15 protein-coding genes are annotated in these 16,223 nt (G+C 52.7%); 3 read left to right on the top strand and 12 right to left on the bottom strand.

Annotated elements, in window-relative coordinates; genetic code table 11:
* Window positions 1–176 precede the first annotated feature (176 nt).
* Both E4P01_RS13525 and E4P01_RS13520 read left to right on the top strand, forming a co-directional pair.
* On the top strand, window positions 177–1,541 hold the full coding sequence (locus E4P01_RS13525) for a hypothetical protein (protein ID WP_216090560.1): 1,365 nt from the start codon (window positions 177–179) through the stop codon (window positions 1,539–1,541).
* A gap of 361 nt (window positions 1,542–1,902) precedes the next feature.
* Window positions 1,903–3,282, top strand: a complete 1,380-nt coding sequence (locus E4P01_RS13520) for a hypothetical protein (RefSeq protein WP_216090559.1) — start codon at window positions 1,903–1,905, stop codon at window positions 3,280–3,282.
* Here E4P01_RS13520 and E4P01_RS13515 read toward each other — a convergent pair.
* From E4P01_RS13515 to E4P01_RS13480, 8 genes are all read right to left on the bottom strand, one after another.
* Window positions 3,265–3,813: a GNAT family N-acetyltransferase gene (locus E4P01_RS13515; protein ID WP_216090558.1), complete on the bottom strand. Its 549-nt coding sequence runs from the start codon at window positions 3,811–3,813 to the stop codon at window positions 3,265–3,267. The two genes, E4P01_RS13520 and E4P01_RS13515, sit on opposite strands and share 18 nt — an antisense overlap.
* A gap of 39 nt (window positions 3,814–3,852) precedes the next feature.
* The gene (locus E4P01_RS13510) at window positions 3,853–4,266 is read right to left on the bottom strand and encodes an ASCH domain-containing protein (RefSeq protein ID WP_216090557.1); all 414 of its coding nucleotides are present in this window, start codon (window positions 4,264–4,266) and stop codon (window positions 3,853–3,855) included.
* Window positions 4,244–5,302, bottom strand: coding sequence for an N-acetyltransferase (locus E4P01_RS13505; protein WP_216090556.1), 1,059 nt, complete (start codon window positions 5,300–5,302; stop codon window positions 4,244–4,246). The genes E4P01_RS13510 and E4P01_RS13505 overlap by 23 nt, the downstream gene beginning before the upstream one ends.
* Window positions 5,303–5,324: 22 nt before the next feature.
* Complete coding sequence (locus E4P01_RS13500) at window positions 5,325–5,849, bottom strand: ATP-binding protein (RefSeq protein WP_216090555.1); 525 nt, start codon at window positions 5,847–5,849, stop codon at window positions 5,325–5,327.
* Window positions 5,850–7,181: 1,332 nt separating this feature from the next.
* A complete protein-coding gene (locus E4P01_RS13495; protein WP_216090554.1) occupies window positions 7,182–7,790 on the bottom strand; it encodes a hypothetical protein in 609 nt (202 codons plus the stop codon).
* 223 nt (window positions 7,791–8,013) lie between these two features.
* Complete coding sequence (locus tag E4P01_RS13490; RefSeq protein WP_216090553.1) at window positions 8,014–8,616, bottom strand: hypothetical protein; 603 nt, start codon at window positions 8,614–8,616, stop codon at window positions 8,014–8,016.
* On the bottom strand, window positions 8,613–9,185 hold the full coding sequence (locus tag E4P01_RS13485) for an RNA polymerase sigma factor (RefSeq protein WP_216090552.1): 573 nt from the start codon (window positions 9,183–9,185) through the stop codon (window positions 8,613–8,615). Before E4P01_RS13485 ends, E4P01_RS13490 begins: the two co-directional genes overlap by 4 nt.
* 153 nt (window positions 9,186–9,338) lie before the next feature.
* A complete protein-coding gene (locus E4P01_RS13480; RefSeq protein ID WP_216090551.1) occupies window positions 9,339–10,967 on the bottom strand; it encodes a VWA domain-containing protein in 1,629 nt (542 codons plus the stop codon).
* 224 nt (window positions 10,968–11,191) lie between these two features.
* Here E4P01_RS13480 and E4P01_RS13475 point away from each other — a divergent pair, with 224 nt between their 5' ends.
* Window positions 11,192–13,411, top strand: a complete 2,220-nt coding sequence (locus E4P01_RS13475; protein ID WP_216090550.1) for a M10 family metallopeptidase C-terminal domain-containing protein — start codon at window positions 11,192–11,194, stop codon at window positions 13,409–13,411.
* A gap of 6 nt (window positions 13,412–13,417) precedes the next feature.
* On the opposite strand, the gene E4P01_RS13470 is transcribed toward E4P01_RS13475, so the two are convergent.
* The 4 genes from E4P01_RS13470 to E4P01_RS13455 form a co-directional block, all read right to left on the bottom strand.
* Complete coding sequence (locus tag E4P01_RS13470; RefSeq protein WP_043049149.1) at window positions 13,418–14,068, bottom strand: DUF799 domain-containing protein; 651 nt, start codon at window positions 14,066–14,068, stop codon at window positions 13,418–13,420.
* Window positions 14,065–14,427, bottom strand: a complete 363-nt coding sequence (locus tag E4P01_RS13465) for a DUF4810 domain-containing protein (protein WP_005783622.1) — start codon at window positions 14,425–14,427, stop codon at window positions 14,065–14,067. Before E4P01_RS13465 ends, E4P01_RS13470 begins: the two co-directional genes overlap by 4 nt.
* A 29-nt stretch (window positions 14,428–14,456) precedes the next feature.
* Window positions 14,457–15,137 (bottom strand): CsgG/HfaB family protein, encoded by a 681-nt coding sequence (locus E4P01_RS13460; protein ID WP_005783620.1) that lies wholly within the window; start codon window positions 15,135–15,137, stop codon window positions 14,457–14,459.
* A gap of 359 nt (window positions 15,138–15,496) precedes the next feature.
* Window positions 15,497–16,189, bottom strand: a complete 693-nt coding sequence (locus E4P01_RS13455) for a hypothetical protein (protein ID WP_216090549.1) — start codon at window positions 16,187–16,189, stop codon at window positions 15,497–15,499.
* Between the last annotated feature and the right edge of the window lie 34 nt (window positions 16,190–16,223).

The following is a 16,223-nucleotide window of genomic DNA, read 5'->3' as shown; positions in this document are numbered from 1 at the left end:
TCGTCGGGTGTCAACGAAAAAAGTGCGCTTCAGTATGTCCTGTACGGTAAAGAATCAAGTCATACCTTCCCAGGAATTTGTCAGTATCGATCATCATCCCAAAGCGGCATACTACTTGGTGCCTTGAGGGGCGGCTTCATACGTCACTTTGAATATAGGAAAGTAGGTCATACGGAATGAAATTTCTCGACGATATAATGCAGTCAATCTCTGGAAATACAAAAACAAAGGTCGAAGATCCATTTATTGGCGCATTCATAGGGTCATGGATAGTTTGTAATTGGAATCACCTGGCGATATTAATATGGGGTGAGGGGACTGCTGCAGAACGAATTAGTACTCTCAGCGGCTACTTTAAAGACGCTCGCATACTTGAATTAAATACAATCCTTATAATCCCTTTTCTCATGACATTGCTATTTTTGTTTGCTTTTCCTTGGGCGTCGCTCTTGTTAAAGTCCTTACAGAAGTTTGCAAATGAGCGTTTGCACCAACAAGCCATATCAATTGAAGTTGGCAAGGTCAAGCAACAGGAAGCATTAAATAAGCAAAAGCTACTGGCAGATCCCGATAAGAAGTTTTTAGAACAGAACGTCCAGTTAGATATTGATCACCGACAAGAGATAATCGAACAATTAAAACTCAGAACTTCAAGATTTAAACAAAAAGCCGAAGCAGCGACAGCAGCTTTGGAAGCGGCTGTAGCCGCAGCTGCGGAAGCTAAAAGCCGAGCGATTCAAACCGAGCTTGAAGAAGAGAAAAAACAGAAAAACGCTGCACTGGAACGACAACGTTTCGATGTGGAAAGCGCTCAATTAAAGTCAACACAGGCCTCTAACCGATTTCCATCATCTTACAACTTCATGTTGGAAATCGAAGAGAGCTTGAAGGCGGATGGAATAAACTTATCTCTAAGTGGGCTTGGGGAGATAGTTGCTATGGTTTTTGGTTACGCAGGCTTTTACTCTCTGGTTCATGATGAAAACTTTAATAATGATAAACTATCACAAGTTTTATGGATCTACTACGACCCTAAAGAGTTTGCGTCAAGGCTCGAAACAATCGTGCAAGACGAAGAACCCAATATAAACTTAGAATCTGGCAACCTATTTGATCATGTGATATTAGTTCTGGAAAATCTAGATTACAAATTTCTCACAGAGGATCAAGTAGAAGAGGTTTGTAGAGATGCCTGCGAGGGCTTTAAGTATGACTTACTAAATAGGGAAGAATTTTCAGGATCCATCGCAGAGTCTGATACGATCATTGAAGAGGTTGAAATCGGAGAGTTGGACTCTTTTTCATTTAATGGTGGTTTGAGTGCTATTTTTAGCGGTTCAGCAGGCGGCTCTCATAGAAACGACTCTGAGGTCCCTGGTCGCGATATTAAATTCACTGTCGAAATTAAAAGTACGGTGCTTTTCGGTACCAGAGCTTTAGGCAAATTTGAGCTTGGTGAAGTGTCGGCAAGCTTGATTGATTACGATTATGATTATGAGATCGAAGATGACACCGATTTATCGTGGGGGCCACGCAATTGACGCTGGACAGTTGGGAAAGGCGAGGAGCCAGTGTATAACCGACACGACAGGTGCAAGTGAGTCGTTTCTGATTCCGTAGAACCTGAACGTCTGCGCTGACCGAGAGCGACCGTTGGTGAATACGGCCAAGAGAGGACGTCGTTGGACAGCGGCCACCGGCCAACTCGCACCACAGCTATCAGGCTAAAGATGTTCTTCAACGGGCTACGCACCAGAAGGCATTTTTCACTTGATTGCAGGGCGAGATCTGAGGCCGAACGAAACTGCTGAGAATCTTGATTCTGCTGCTACAATATTGACATGCCTTATAATAGCCAGCCAAATATGCTTGGCACACCAGCCGCATTCAAGGACGCTTTCAATGCGCCATTCTTTTTCAGGGATAATCGTCAGGTATTTATCTGACACAGAGATACCCGTTCAATGTGACTGCGATCAGAGAAAAGCGGTCTCTCTAGGCGATCAGCCGAAGCAGACAGCTCCAGTGCCCTCCACTGCATCTGAAAGCGAGTCCGATAGCCACGTAGACAATAATGCTAATTTTTCAACTCGTAGCTGGAAAGCCTTTACAAAAAAAGCAACTGCAGAACGTATTGCTGAGAAAGAGGCTGAAAGGCGTAAAGCCACGGGTGATCTATGGGAAAGGGAACTAGAAGACGAGCTCCATGTAAATCTTTGGGAGACAGGACGAGATCGTATTTCTCCATTTATGGATGTTGGAGTAATGATAGGTCAGCGGGACAAGTACTGCGCGGTCGTAGTTGACCTACCTTGGAAAGTCGAGCTGAAGGATGTTAGTGATTTAGGGGCAAGATTAAATGGCGAAAAAAGCGTAGCTGCAATATTTAACGAAGTTGTACACTATGATGGTTTTGCGGAAGGAAACTTCGCCAATATTAGCTTTCGAAAAGATGGCATAGATGAAAAGCCGTTCTCACTCCTTAGACTAAATACGCAACTTTTTAAAATCGAACCTATATTCTTAAGCGATGAGAACCTTTGCACTCGATTAACCATTGCACTACCTGGCCGCCCCGGCTTTGTTAAGCCAGAAGATAAGCGACAATCAGCTTATATACGATTTCGAATCAGGAATATACCATCAACTGTATATAGCATGAATTTCTTACAGAAAGACCGGGCGCTCATTAGTTCCAATACAGAAACCCGCATTATTGACTTTAGAATTAATGTTTTACGCGGAGTTCCGGAAGAGCTATTAAGCGGTAACGAAAAACTAGAATTTCCAAAATTCAAGCGCATTCATTGTTTTCTGACAACGATTCGTGACGAAGTCTGCGTTTCTGACACTAAAGACTATAAAGGTTATCGTTCCTTAATGGACGAAGAAGTCTGGAATGAATATATTCGCTTGGATAATAGCGTAGGGGTTTCGGAGGAGAACAGTGTTAGAAACTACCTGGGATACCAATGGACGGCAAGTAGAGAGGACAGCACAAGAGTAAAGGACTTAATAGTGCTCGGTCGATTTTCCAAGGTGAAATCGGATTATCTATCGATTATTAGATTTATAGCACTAGTACTAATATTCGGAGTTGCCGGTAGTGCTTTGTGGGACATCACCAATGACTGCATAATACAAAAATTCCCAAATGGTTGCGGTGTAAAAACTAGCTGGCTTTTTATGTACCTAGGTATTGGCTTTCTAATAATCGGGGCGAAGCCATTATTTGAAAGCGCAAAGAAAAGAATGCTACGGTATTTACGTAGTAAAAACTAACTTACTTTGGGCGCTCGAAACACGTTTAAAACTTGGCTCAGGCTCAATCAAGCCATTGAAGCTCAACTCGTCTTTTTGCGGACGGTAATAGCTATAGTATTTTTTTGCGAGCTCGAAGCCATAGTATTTAAAAAGTTTCTCAAATACATGTTTTTGCTCTTCGGCGATTGAAAGTAATGGTGCGCTATTATTCAGCGCCTCGAAAGACCTTTCAAACAGCTTCAGACCTACTCCAGTTCCTTGGAACTTCGGCAGAACACGTAAACAGCACAGTTTCTGTTCTGCTGAATCATCCTTGACGATTGCTATGCCAGCGAGTTGACCACGGCTGTGCTCCAAGAGAATTGATCTCTCACCCGATACTAGACCAGGAATAATCTTATGATTCACCCATTGATTAAACTCTGGATAATAACCAGATAATTCACAAAGGTGCCCCATAATAAGAGGCATTAACTCATCGTACGCCCACGGATTCGCAATAAGAAACTTACGATCAACAACTTTCAATAAGCCCGAATCCCACGCCATACCCCCCCCTAACACTAGTCTTGTCACCACTGAAAGCCCCTATACAAGCTCAAGCTCTCGCTGTCGGTCACAGTCGACAGCTTTAATATAGCAGAAAGATTGAGGAGGAGAGATTCCCATCCCGATATCCGATAAGCTTTTAGGCTTTTCGTATTCGTGGACAGCACCAACTGCAATCGCTACCGCTAAACTTTTACCTTCGTAGTAGCTGTCGAAATATTTTTTATCAATACCCGCATAGCGCTTCGTCCGCCTCCAGATATTTGTAGGTGAATCACTATAAATCTTCAAAACCTCAAACTCACCAACGACTTTGCCAACTGGTTTCGTTGCATAAATCACCACAGTTTTGATTTCGCTATTAGTAAAAGATACTTTTCGAAATTCAAATTTCTTTTCACCGCTAAGGATTTTGCTGGCATATTCGGGCTTAATTGACAATAATACTTTCATTTATTTCACCTTTATCCGCGATCCATCTTAGCTGAGCTTCTTTAATCCGGGTGAAATCCCATCGAGTACGAGTGCTAATTAAACATTCTTCAATTAATCGCTTTCGGATAATTCTTTTCTTCAGAGCCGCATTGTAAGTAAATTTTATTATATATGATTTTTGCTTGTTGGTAAAATATTCTTTTAGCTGCTCAATAGTAAATATGCTATAAGGCTTTGCATATTTAATAAACTGAGATTCGTTTTTGAATGATCTTATTTGACGAACCTCTTCTACCACGCCTAATGATGAAACCACTGAACGGTAATATGCTTTTCCCTTCCCGTCGTTGGTTCGGTAAATAGCAATAATGTCTCCGGGCCTCAGGCACTTTGTGCGATTTATACCTGAGATATAAATCTTGTGAATGCTGTTCGTGTGAGATACATCTTCCAATATATCATGGTTCTCTCCATTTAGTATTGAGTCAGGCAAAAATGAGGAATGGTATTGGGGATAGATAGCCAATAGATAATATTGTTTATTGGAGACATCGAAATGAGGAAAATCTTTGACTACATCTCCGGATATCTCATTTAAAGTTCGGACCAAGACGTGTTCGGCTCCATTATGACTAATTTTCTCTCCCCGCTTTTCAAATCCATAACGTTCTAGTAATGCAATGAGCCCGTCATGCTTCTCAAACACTGTTACGTAAATATAATCAACGCCTAGACTGATTGCATGATCAAAAACTTTTTTTACGAATCGTTCTCCAAGCTTTGTGCCATGGGCGTTGATTTTCAATGTGCCCACTTTAAGAGCCGTTCCCGCTGGGAGAGGTGGATCGATAGTAATGTCAGCGGCGGCTTCCTTTTTTAAATATAGGAAGCCGTCCATCCTGCGGCGGGAATTATAGAAGACGTAGGCTTCCTCTCCCGCGACTGACTTCTTCAAAAACCAATCTGTGAACTCACTATAGTCAGCTTTTAATGAGTCAAAAAAAATGTCATTGATGTTAATCTCGGAGAATTTATTATATTGCAGGCCGTTCACTTGCCGCTCCTTGATCCGTAGATCATTTTTTATTGCTATTTTCGATATCTAATATAAATCTCACAATTTTTTGCAATTCATTTCTTTGAAAAATCGCAATGGGGATACCACTTTCGCGATGAAATCTGAGCGCGCCTTCTCGCTCAGCTGTTATTAAGCTTTCTAAGACATGTAACTCCCAACTAACAGAATCCCTTAGATTTAAGCGTGCTAGTATTTCTGCGGGTTGATCTTCAATCAACAGCACTGCATCAATATTTAATGCTAAAAAAACATTAACATCGATCTTCAGAATTTCTCCCGCATTATCTAAAAGCGCGAAATGACCATCCAATATACTCTTTTTATTGGTATTTTGAAAATCATGTACTGCTTGGATTAAATGATTCTGATTTGTTGGGATGTCGCTCGTTCTTTTTAAACGGTCCCAATTCCACTCACCCCGACGCCTTTTAATTAGTGCGCTAGCGCTAACTGAAACATAGCCAAGACTACTTGCCAAAAAGTTGCAAATAGTTGTTTTTCCAACACCATATACGCCCGCCACAAATATCATCATTGTGCTAAAAAAACATGATTGTTGCGTCGACTTACAACGGAAAGCATTGCGATGGTTGCGTTATACATGGAATCCGCCCCGTAGCCTGTCGGTGGACCAGCACTCTTTGCATGACGGTACCAACGTCAGTAACGCATGTCCATGGCTCTCGAGGCAGAATATTATTCCATCGGCTTGAGCGATTACGGGCAGGGATGGTAATTGACCAATGAAGGCGGCTATAGCCGATGACAGTCGCTAGCAGTAGAGAATTTTAACCGCTCATCTCTCGCCAAAACGGCGAGCCGATCGCAACCTTTCTTGATACCTCGATGCAACGAACTTTGATACCCGTAACTCCTTATGAGTTATTAGAAACTATGACGATGAGCAAGAGCTCATCGGTTAGGTACCGGTAAGGGCCGTACTCTCCGTGCCACTGAAGCCTGTTCTCATGTTTCCCCTCCCCGTCGAGTCTGTACCCCGAAGAGAAACGGCGAGAGCGCGTATTGATCAGTTTACGAGAGGCTATGCATACCCCTTTGCTGAGACTCAGGGGATACACATGCGCCCCTGTCGGTCCACCGTCCGCTCTTGGACCAAGTGTGTAAAAACTCTTCGCCAAGACTGAAGTGTCCGTGTCTACGTTAAATCTGAAATTTATCGCCACGTCTGCAGATGTAGATTTCGCGTAGAAACGCGATTTCCAGTCCGTTTTTACACAGCCTCGGCCAGTAGCGGCCCTTCTAGGCGAAAGCCCACAGTTCGATGGCACCCGACGTAATCATCACAACTGCTCCTCCCAAGGCATTCATTGATGTAACACCTATTTGCCATGTAACACGCATATCGACAAACCGGCCACATCTGCGTAACGCCATATAAACCCTTTTAAATCATGTAGTTATATAATTGTGTAACACGCGTAACACCCGTAACACTGTTTTATTAGCGTATCCCCCTAGCCCCGTTAGCATTGCTCCTTCAGCGAAGCGCGGTGGGTCATACTCTTAACCTTGGTTCGATGGAGGGGCCCCTGAAGCATTCTTCTAGGTACGGGGAATAGAACCCGCCGGATCTCGTTAGTGGCTGGGTTCCAAAGTGAGTTGACTGGTTGACCGAGTTGACCGGGCCAATCGTTCACTATCCTGAACGAAACCCATGACCGTTACAGATCCGGTAAGGATGCCCTTTTCTCTTCAAGATCCTTTCAATTTCAATGTTGAAATTTCAGTAAGCTGGTGCGGCTGCCGCTACCACGATCCCGCGGGTTTCATGCCCCGTGTGTTTAAGAATCCCCCAGGGGCCCCGCCAATTTCCTCAGCGTAGATCAGACAGCGGCTATTCTCCGGGCGGGTAACCAACCCAGAATGCATGAGTTTCGGACAATGACTCGTACGGCAAACCACGGAGCTCATGAGCGTCACGAACTCTTGAGTCGTTCATCACAAAAATCAGCGCGGCCATTCGGTGACTACCATCAACCAGGTGAATTTGAGCAGCTGTATTCACGATCACAGGTGGCTCGGTGAATCCTCCTAATTTCAGAAGGTCACCCACTTGCCGAAAGAAACGCCCTTTGCTGCTCTCCCCGAGAAATATGGTCAACAGCGTTTGCTGACCATAGGCATGACCCAAGATCATGTCATGCAGATCTCGAAGCTCCTTCTCAGTAAAGGTCAGTTGGTCTGGTCTCAAATACTCCAATTTCCAGACCACAGTGCGCCAGTAGTGAAGTGGCTTTTTTAGGATTGATTGCCAACGTGCAATCTTCATCGTCGGATCGGCGTTGAATACCGGCGGCCACCCTATGTCCTCCGCGAAGGGAAGTAGCCAGTGATAGATCAGGCTTTCCGGAAAATTTGGCAGCTCCCTACGGATGTCGTTGAACATTTGCTCTTGAGCTTCGGTTGCAAATACCAAGGGTTCGAAATCATTTTCAAGAGGCACGGTAATAACCTTCCTGCATAGCGCTGAGCTTCAATCTACACAGCTTTGCAACCCTCAGCAGCCAGCACCGTGTATGCCAGCTTGTATGCCTAACCGATCAACGCCCGACAAAGCCCATATAAACCGGGCATAAAACCATCCAGTTCAAACGACGCCGGGGCACCAGATATGAATGAGAAAGCCCCAAGATCGTGAGATCTGGGGCTTTTTTGTGCGTTTCGACTCAGCGCTTGCGCAACACCTCCAACCGCGCCGGCAGATCCTCCTTCGGAAAGCGCTTATGCAGCGCCAGCAGCTTTTCATCAGCCGCCTTGCTCTCCCCTGCCTCACGCAGCCTCACGATGGCCTGCAACTCCTGCTCCAACGATGGCAACGCACTCGGCGCCGTCTTGCTGAGTCTTTCCGCTGGCGGGGCCGCCATTACGTCAGCGATTTCAGCCTGTGCAGGCGCACTTTCAACCCGTGGCGCCATCGCCATGCGGGCCATTGGCGCGGGGGCGGAAAACGCTTGCGGCGCTGGGTGGGCGGCTTCTTCGTGGCGCAGGGCGGAGAATGTCGCCGTAGAGATTTCGGGTTGCGGCACGGGGGAGCGCATGAACACGCCGATCATCAGCGCCAACCCGGCGACGGTGGCGAATGCCATTTGCCAGCGCGGGCGTTGGCAGGCTTGCAGCCAGCGTTGCCACAAGCTGGGTTGCGGCTGCGGGGTTTCGCGGCGGGCGGCGTTGAGGATGAAGGCGTCGAGGGACGCGGGCGGTTCGCCGGTGCTGTGTTGACGGTAGTGCTGGAGCAGCGCGTCGTCCGGGGTGTGTCGGGGGTCATTCATACAGGTACCTCCTCGGCCAGCAGGCGCCGCAATTTTTGTAGGGCGTAGCGCAAGCGGCTTTTTACGGTTTCCAGCGGGGCGCCGGTGAGGGTGGCGATTTGCGGCACTTCGAGGTCGCCATGCAGGCGTAACAAAAACACCTCGCGCTGGTCTTCGGGCAGTTCTTGCAGGGCGGCGTCGAGGCGCGCCTGGTCGCGGCTCAGGCTCAGTTGTTGCTCGGGGCCGACGCTGTCGTCGGGTAGGGCGTGCAGTTGTTCGTCGTAGCTGTCGTGCAGGGGGTTGTGGATGCCGTGCCTGCGCCAGTGGTCGATCAGGCGGTTGCGGGCGATCTGGAACAGCCAGGTACGAAAACTCGCCCGGCCTTGTGGCTGGGTGGTGCTGCGGATCAGGCTGAGCCAGGTGTCTTGATAGATTTCTTCAGCCAGGTCGGCTTTGTTGCACAGGGACACGAGGAAGCGGTACAGGCCCTGACGGTGGCGCGTGTAGAGGGCTTCAAATGCGCCAGCGTCGCCGGTTCGGTAGCGGGCCAGCAGCGATTCGTCGCTGGGTGGATCGTCTGGGACGGCCATGTAATGGGCGAACTCCTTTTTGTCAGCCGAAGCAGGATTACTGTGGGAGGGGGCTTGCTCCCGATAGCAGTGGGTCATACAGCACATCGGATACTGACACACCGCCATCGGGAGCAAGCCCCCTCCCACATTTGAACATCGTTGTAGGCCAGATCAGGGTTTGAGGCTTTGGGCCAGTTCCACCAGTTGCACGAATTCGTTGCGCAGGCCGAACGGGTCATCGCCGCGGGCCGAGCGGGCAAGTTTGGCGGTGTCTTGCAAACTCATGTTGCCAGTGTAGCGGCCATCCCCCTTGAGCTGTTGGGCGAACGCGGCAACGGCAGAGGAGAAGCGCAGGTCGTCGCTGGCCGGGGTGGCCTGGTTGGCGATAGGGCGCTCGATCAATTGGCTGTTGCCGCCCGCAGCGGGCTTGTAGCGCACCCGTAGCATCGCCAGCTCGGCGGATTTGCCTTCGGCCGTTGGTGCATTGGCATATCGCAACGGCTCCAGCCAACCCTTCTCGCCCTTGGGCACGATTTCGTACAGCGCGGTCACTGTATGGCCTGCGCCGATTTCGCCGGCATCGACTTTGTCGTTATTGAAATCCTCACGCTTCAAGGCGCGGTTTTCATAGCCCAGCAGTCGGTATTCGCTGACCTGGGCGGGGTTGAATTCCATCTGCAATTTCACATCCCGTGCGATCACGGCCAGGGTCGAGCTGAGTTGCTCCACCAGCACCTTGCGCGCTTCACGCAGGTTGTCGATGTAGGCGTAATTACCGTCGCCCGCGTCGGCCAGTTGTTCCATCAGGTGTTCGTTGTAGTTATCCACACCGAAGCCGAGGGTGGTCAGGGATACGCCGCTTTTGCGCTGGGTCACCGCCATTTGCTTGAGGCTGTCAAAGTCGCTGATGCCCACGTTGAAGTCGCCATCGGTGGCCAGCAGGATGCGGTTGATACCCTTGTCGATAAAACCTTCGCGGGCCATCTGGTAGGCCAGTTCGATGCCGGACGCGCCTGCGGTGGAGCCACCGGCGGTGAGTTGGTCGATGGCGTTGCGGATCTTGGCTTTTTCAACGCCCGAGGTGGGCTTGAGCACCACGCGGGATTCACCGGCGTACACCACCAGTGACACGCGGTCCTGATCGCGCAGTTGGTCCACCAGTAATTTCAGCGTGCTTTTGACCAACGGTAAGCCTTCGCGGCGGTCCATGGAGCCGGACACGTCCACCAGGAAGACCAGGTTGGCGGGCGCCAATTCTGCCACGGCTTTATCGGAGGCCTTGATACCGATGCGCAGCAGTTTTGTACGCGGGTTCCAGGGCGTGGCGGCGAGCTCGGTGGTGACGCCAAATGGGGAGCCATCGGTGGGCAGTGCGTAGTTGTACGGGAAGTAGTTGACCATTTCCTCCAATCGCACGGCGTCTTCGGGCGGCAGGCGACCTTGATTGAGGAAGCGCCTGACGTTGGCATAGCTGCCAGTGTCGACGTCGGCGCTGAAGGTGGAGACCGGGGTTTCGGCGACGCGATGCACCGGGTTATCCGGCAGGTTGGCGTATTGCTCGCGGGGTTCGCTGCGGTAGTCCATCGTCGCCATTTCTCGCACCGCCATCGGTGCCGGCATCGCCATACGCTTGATCACTGCATTCTGGATCGGCGCGCTGTGAAGTTCGGCGAGAGGCGCGGGTTCAATCGGCTTGGCGACGTCGGGGGACGATGACAGCCCACACCCGGCCAGCGCCACCAGCAGGGTGACGGCAAAGCTTTGGGCAGCAGGACGCAGCAAGAGCACAGAGCGGGACATGGGCTGAACCTCGTGAATGAATGATCCGTTCAACAGCTCAGACGTAACGCAGCACCGGTACGGGTTAACCACGGATATTTCTTCGCCCAATTGCTGCGTCACACTTCGAGACACAAGCAACTGAACCGGCCATCACCACAAACCACATATCGAGAGTTCGCCTCCCTGTCAGAACAGTCTATTTATTGATGCCTTGGGAGGCTTTTTACATCAGAGAAATCGCGATGAGCTCCGTAAACAATACCCTCACACACCGCTATGAGCCGCCTTCATTCACCGAACGGCCCAGCTATGCCGGGGCCTCTTCAGACAAGCTGTCCTACGCCACCGAGCAAGCGGCAGAGCAAATCACTCGAACGGGCTATCGTTGGAAAGTGCAGAACCCAGACGGCACCACACCTATCGGCTATCGTTTTTTCACACCTTCACAAGCCACCTACAGCACACCCACCGGCGCTAACGAGTTCTCACCGTCGCAAAAAGAGCAGGCCAGGCGCGCCATGCAGTCTTGGGCGGATGTCGCCAATATCTCCTTCACTGAGAATGCACCCGAGGCCAATGGGCAGCTGTTACTGGGTAATGACCCGAACCAGACCGGCCTGTCGGGCCATGCGTCTTATCCGGGCATCTACAGCGATGGCACCCAAGCCTGGTTCGCGTCAGACGGCATAAATCGCCCCTTCACTCACGGTAGTTTCAGCCGGTACCTGCTGGCCCATGAGATCGGCCACACCCTGGGCCTCATGCATCCCGGCAAATACAACAATGGCGGCAGTTACGCTGAAAACGCCCGCTACGCCGAGGACAATCGCGCCTACAGCCTGATGAGTTACTGGTGGGCAGGTCATCTGGGCCATGATCACAACAAAAACCGCCAAACTCACTATGCCAGCGCGCCGCTGATGGACGACATCACCGCCATCCAAAAGCTCTACGGTGCCAATTACAAAACCCGCGACACCGACACGGTGTACGGCTTCAACTCCAATACCGGGCGTGACTTCCTCAGCCTCAACTCCGCGGACGACGCGCCCGTGTTCAGCGTGTGGGATGGGGGCGGCAACGACACGCTGGATTTCTCGCGGTTTCATCAGGACCAGACCATCAACCTGAAGGCTGAACACTTCTCCGATGTCGGCGGCATGAAAGGCAACGTCTCCATTGCCAAAGGCGTGACGCTGGAAAATGCCATCGGCGGCACGGGTGCTGATCGACTCATCGGCAACCACGCCGATAACCGCCTGACCGGTGGCCTGGGCCAGGACACCCTTACCGGTGGACAGGGCAGCGATACCTTTGTGTATAACAACGCCAGCGAGTCGACCGCGCAACGCCCCGACCTGATCACCGATTTCACCAGCGGGCAGGACAAGATCGATGTGGCTGCCGCGCTGCAGGCCGCGGGTATCAAGGACCTGCAGTTTGTGCGCCGCTTCAGCGGCCGGCCGGGCGAGGCGTTGCTTGGTTATGAGCCGAACACGCGCCAGCACAGCCTGGCGATTGACCTGGATGGCTCGGGCCAAGCCGACCTGTATATCAAGAGCCAAGGGCCAATCAAGCCAAACGACGTGATCAGCCGAGCTTCCCAGCCGAACCGTGTGCCAACCCCACCCGCCCGAGTTACGCCGCAACCACCAACAACTCCGCAACCGCCGACGCCAGCGCAGACAGCACCGTACAAGCCCCGCCCCGAGCCAATGCTCGCCCCACAACAAGCGCCGTTCTCCTTGCAGAACTACGCCAACGCATCCCTTAAGGGCACGCCGATGCATACCGCGGCCAGGGCCGTGGGCAGTATCCGCGAAGTGACGGTCACACGGGACTCATGGGGCTATGAACGGGTGCATACCCGTTCGTTGGGTACCGGCTCGCTGATCAACGATGGCAACAGCGTACTGACCAACCAACATGTGCGCGACGCGCTGGCCAAAGGCAGCAAGCTCGAACTGTGGCTGGGGTATGAACAAGACAGCACCGGCCGAATGAAGGTAGAGCGCAAAGTGCCGCTGGACCCCACGCCACTCAGTGGCGACGCCCGGTTGGACTATGCCGAGCTGCGTGTCGACTTGCCCGTCGGCGAGAAAAAAGCCTTGGCCGAGCAGTTCCGGCCGCTCAAGTTGGCCTCCGGCCCCCAGGTATCGCCTGGGCAGAAAGTCTTTATGCCCAACCATGGGCAAGAGGCCCTCGGCATTTCATTTCTAAATACCAAGGGCCAACCCACCACACTCAAAGGATACGACCAGCACAGCCCTTATCAGGGCACGGTCTACCATGATGCCTTCAAGAAGCCCGGCACTTCCGGTTCACCGCTGATCAGCGTCGACACCGGCGAGATCGTTGCCTTACACAACGGTTCCATCGGCGCCAGCGTAAACGGGCAGCGCGACTCCATGGGCACGGCCACCCGCATCGACTTGATCCAACAGCACCGTCGTCAAAGGTGACGCGGTTCAGTCCGTGCCGTACTTGGGATTACGCGGCCCGTACAGAAGCCCGGTGCGTTGCCCCGCCGACAGCAGGCGCGCACTGGTGATACCGGCAATCGGATGCGCCGCATCGGTAGAGCTGTTGATCACCTGCTTGACCGCGGCCGTGATCAACATGCCCACCAGGCCGCCACCGTTGTTATTGCCCTCCTCGCTCGACGCCCGCGCCGAACCGGTCCACAAGGTGGTGCCGGTGCGCAGGTCCACCAGTTTGGCCGAGGCCGTCACCGAGGTGTCGCTGGAGATCAGCATGTACTGGGTGCCGTACTCGCTGATGGTGATGTACAGCGCCGCGTCCGCACCAAAGATGTCATGCAGCTTGGCCGGTTGTACGGCCTGGATATCGTTGGCGGTGGTCAGGCCGTTCTGGCGGAAGGTTTCGTCCACCAGGGCAATCGGCAACACGTAGTAGCCGGCTTCGGCCAGTGGGTAGGTGACTTGCGACACCAGGCTGTAAGACGCCTGCACTTCCGGCGATTCATTGATTGGCGGCAGTACCAGGATCGACTTGGGCCGCGCCTGTTTGTACGCCGAATAATCAACTGTCTTGGGCGCGGCGCAACCGCCGAGCAACGCCAGGGCCAGCAAGGCGCCGGTGAGTTTTAACAGGCTCATTTGGTGGCGACTCCGGCTTTGGCGTTTTTCAACAGAAAGTCCATGTACGCAGCGGACTCAGGGAACAGCGCCTTCTCGGTGCGAAACTCCTGCACCATCTGGTCATCCTTGCCCATGTTCATGTACAGCATGCCCAGGTGCGCGTGGTAACCCGGCGGGGCCTTGCGGCCACTGGCATTGATCTTCTGCAGATCGCGCTCCAGTGCTTCCACCTGCGCTTCCTTGGGCTCACCCTTGAAGTACTCGTAAACCTGCGGCTGGTAGCTCTCCCATTGATACAGGGGCTGGGGCGCCGTCTGGCACCCGGCTACCGTTGCGATTGCTGCCAGCGTCAGCGCCAACTTCACTGCCTTGCTCATCCGTGTACTGCTCCTTGTGGTGTGGCTGATCAGTTACGCGGGTTCCAGGCGCCGGCGTTGATGCCGTCGACCAGGCGGTTGATCGCTTCGCGCATGGCCAGGTCCAGCACCTTGCCATTGAGGGTGGAGTCATAGCTGGCGGTGCCGCCGAAGCCGATCACTTCACGGTTGGACAGCGCGTACTCACCGGCGCCCTGGGTGGAATACACCACTTCGGAGGTGTTGATGTTGACGATATTCAACGCGACTTTGGCGTAGGCCACTTGGGTCTTGCCACGGCCGAGGATGCCGAACAGCTGGCGGTCGCCGGTTTCCTTGCGGCCGAATTCGGTCACATCGCCAGTCACCACATAGTCAGCGCCCTTGAGCTTCTGCACGGTGCCTTTGATTTTGGCTTCCTGGGAGATTTCGCCCATGTTGTCGCGGTCCAGCACGCTGAAGCGGTTGGTCTGCTGCAAGTGGGTGATGAGGATGGTCTTGGCCTGGCCGCCGAGACGGTCGACGCCATCGGAGAAGATGCCGCGCATGTAGCTGGAGCGGTTGTCGAACTTGCCCACGGCAATCGGCACACGCACGCCGGAATAGGCGACGTGGGCGCTGGCGACTTGCTCCACCGGCATCGCGCGGTTGCTCTCGGTGGCGCAACCGGCCACGGTCAACAGCGCCGCGGCGGTGAGGCCCGACAGCAGGATTTTGGACAGTGTCTTCACAGGGTGCTCCTTGGGTGAGGAAATCAGCGTTGCCGGGTTTTCCAAGGAGTTAGGCAGCCTGAAAACGCGCTGGCCTGAATTCTTCCCTGAAAGACGGTGATGCAACGGCTGCGGCATTTTACGGGGTTGAGAGCGGTTCTCAAGTTGTTTCGGCCGTATGACTGCCGACCGCAATACTCAAAGCAACGAAGATCCAATGTGGGAGCTGGCTTGCCTGCGAAAGCGATAGTGCAGCAACAGATGCAGCGACTGACACACAGCCTTCGCGGGCAAGCCCGCTCCCACAGGGGAACTGCGCTTAACCCTGACTGGCATTAGCCCAAGCCCGCCCACCAACAGCCGCCAGCCTTCGCACAGCCCTACTTGAGCTCCTTCACCAGGTACTGCGCAGAAATCTGCGTAATCCCGGTCAACGCCCGGCGCAAAGCTTCAGGGTCCGTGCGGTAGGTTAACGGCGTATAGCCATAAACGTTCTGACCATTAAACGGCGTAACCGCTTCAAAGGTGCGCCAGATCATCTCATCGCCGCGATCCATCTGCGCTAACACGTTAAGGGTCGGATAAATCACACTGCTGAAACCCTGGGTCAGGCGAAAGCCCCACTCGGACACGGTCAGCTGAATCTGCGCATCGGCGGGCTCATCGTCGCCGACCACCTTGAGCGTCGAAGTCTTACCCAACTCATCGACAAAGCCCTGCTTGAGCAACACGCCTACATCGAGTTTTTCCGCCTCCATCACCGTCAGAATAGCCACCGGCGTCGGCATCTCGGCCAACTGCCCGAGCTTCATGCCCGCGGCAAACCCGGCGCCACTCAACGCCGCAGTACCCAGCTTGGACGCCCCGCTGGCCATGCCAACACCGGCGCCAACCCCGGCACCCAGGGCCGCGCCCCAGGCTTGTTCACGGCCGAAGTACACCATGTTCTTTTCCCACTTCACGGGCAGGACTTTGACGGTGTTGATCTGCGCGCGGTTTTCGGGGGTGAGGGGGTGGCTGACGCAACCGGCGAGGATGAGGGTGGCGAAGAGAATGAGGAGGAGGTTTTTCACATTGGTCCTTTAATGTTTGGGGTGAGGCTTTCGG

It is taken from the genome of Pseudomonas sp. NCIMB 10586 (genome assembly GCF_023127895.1).
GTDB lineage: Bacteria > Pseudomonadota > Gammaproteobacteria > Pseudomonadales > Pseudomonadaceae > Aquipseudomonas > Aquipseudomonas synxantha_A.
The sequence above is the reverse complement of the archived record's forward strand: the minus strand, read 5'-3'. Positions and strand labels throughout refer to the sequence as shown.

Excerpts from the sequence above, each read along its gene's own strand:
- E4P01_RS13525 (WP_216090560.1), top strand. The coding sequence starts at position 177 with ATGAAATTTCTCGACGATATAATGCAGTCAATCTCTGGAAATACAAAA.
- E4P01_RS13520 (WP_216090559.1), top strand. The coding sequence starts at position 1,903 with ATGCGCCATTCTTTTTCAGGGATAATCGTCAGGTATTTATCTGACACA.
- E4P01_RS13515 (WP_216090558.1), bottom strand. The coding sequence starts at position 3,813 with ATGGCGTGGGATTCGGGCTTATTGAAAGTTGTTGATCGTAAGTTTCTT.
- E4P01_RS13510 (WP_216090557.1), bottom strand. The coding sequence starts at position 4,266 with ATGAAAGTATTATTGTCAATTAAGCCCGAATATGCCAGCAAAATCCTT.
- E4P01_RS13490 (WP_216090553.1), bottom strand. The coding sequence starts at position 8,616 with ATGAATGACCCCCGACACACCCCGGACGACGCGCTGCTCCAGCACTAC.
- E4P01_RS13485 (WP_216090552.1), bottom strand. The coding sequence starts at position 9,185 with ATGGCCGTCCCAGACGATCCACCCAGCGACGAATCGCTGCTGGCCCGC.
- E4P01_RS13480 (WP_216090551.1), bottom strand. The coding sequence starts at position 10,967 with ATGTCCCGCTCTGTGCTCTTGCTGCGTCCTGCTGCCCAAAGCTTTGCC.
- E4P01_RS13475 (WP_216090550.1), top strand. The coding sequence starts at position 11,192 with ATGAGCTCCGTAAACAATACCCTCACACACCGCTATGAGCCGCCTTCA.
- E4P01_RS13470 (WP_043049149.1), bottom strand. The coding sequence starts at position 14,068 with ATGAGCCTGTTAAAACTCACCGGCGCCTTGCTGGCCCTGGCGTTGCTC.
- E4P01_RS13465 (WP_005783622.1), bottom strand. The coding sequence starts at position 14,427 with ATGAGCAAGGCAGTGAAGTTGGCGCTGACGCTGGCAGCAATCGCAACG.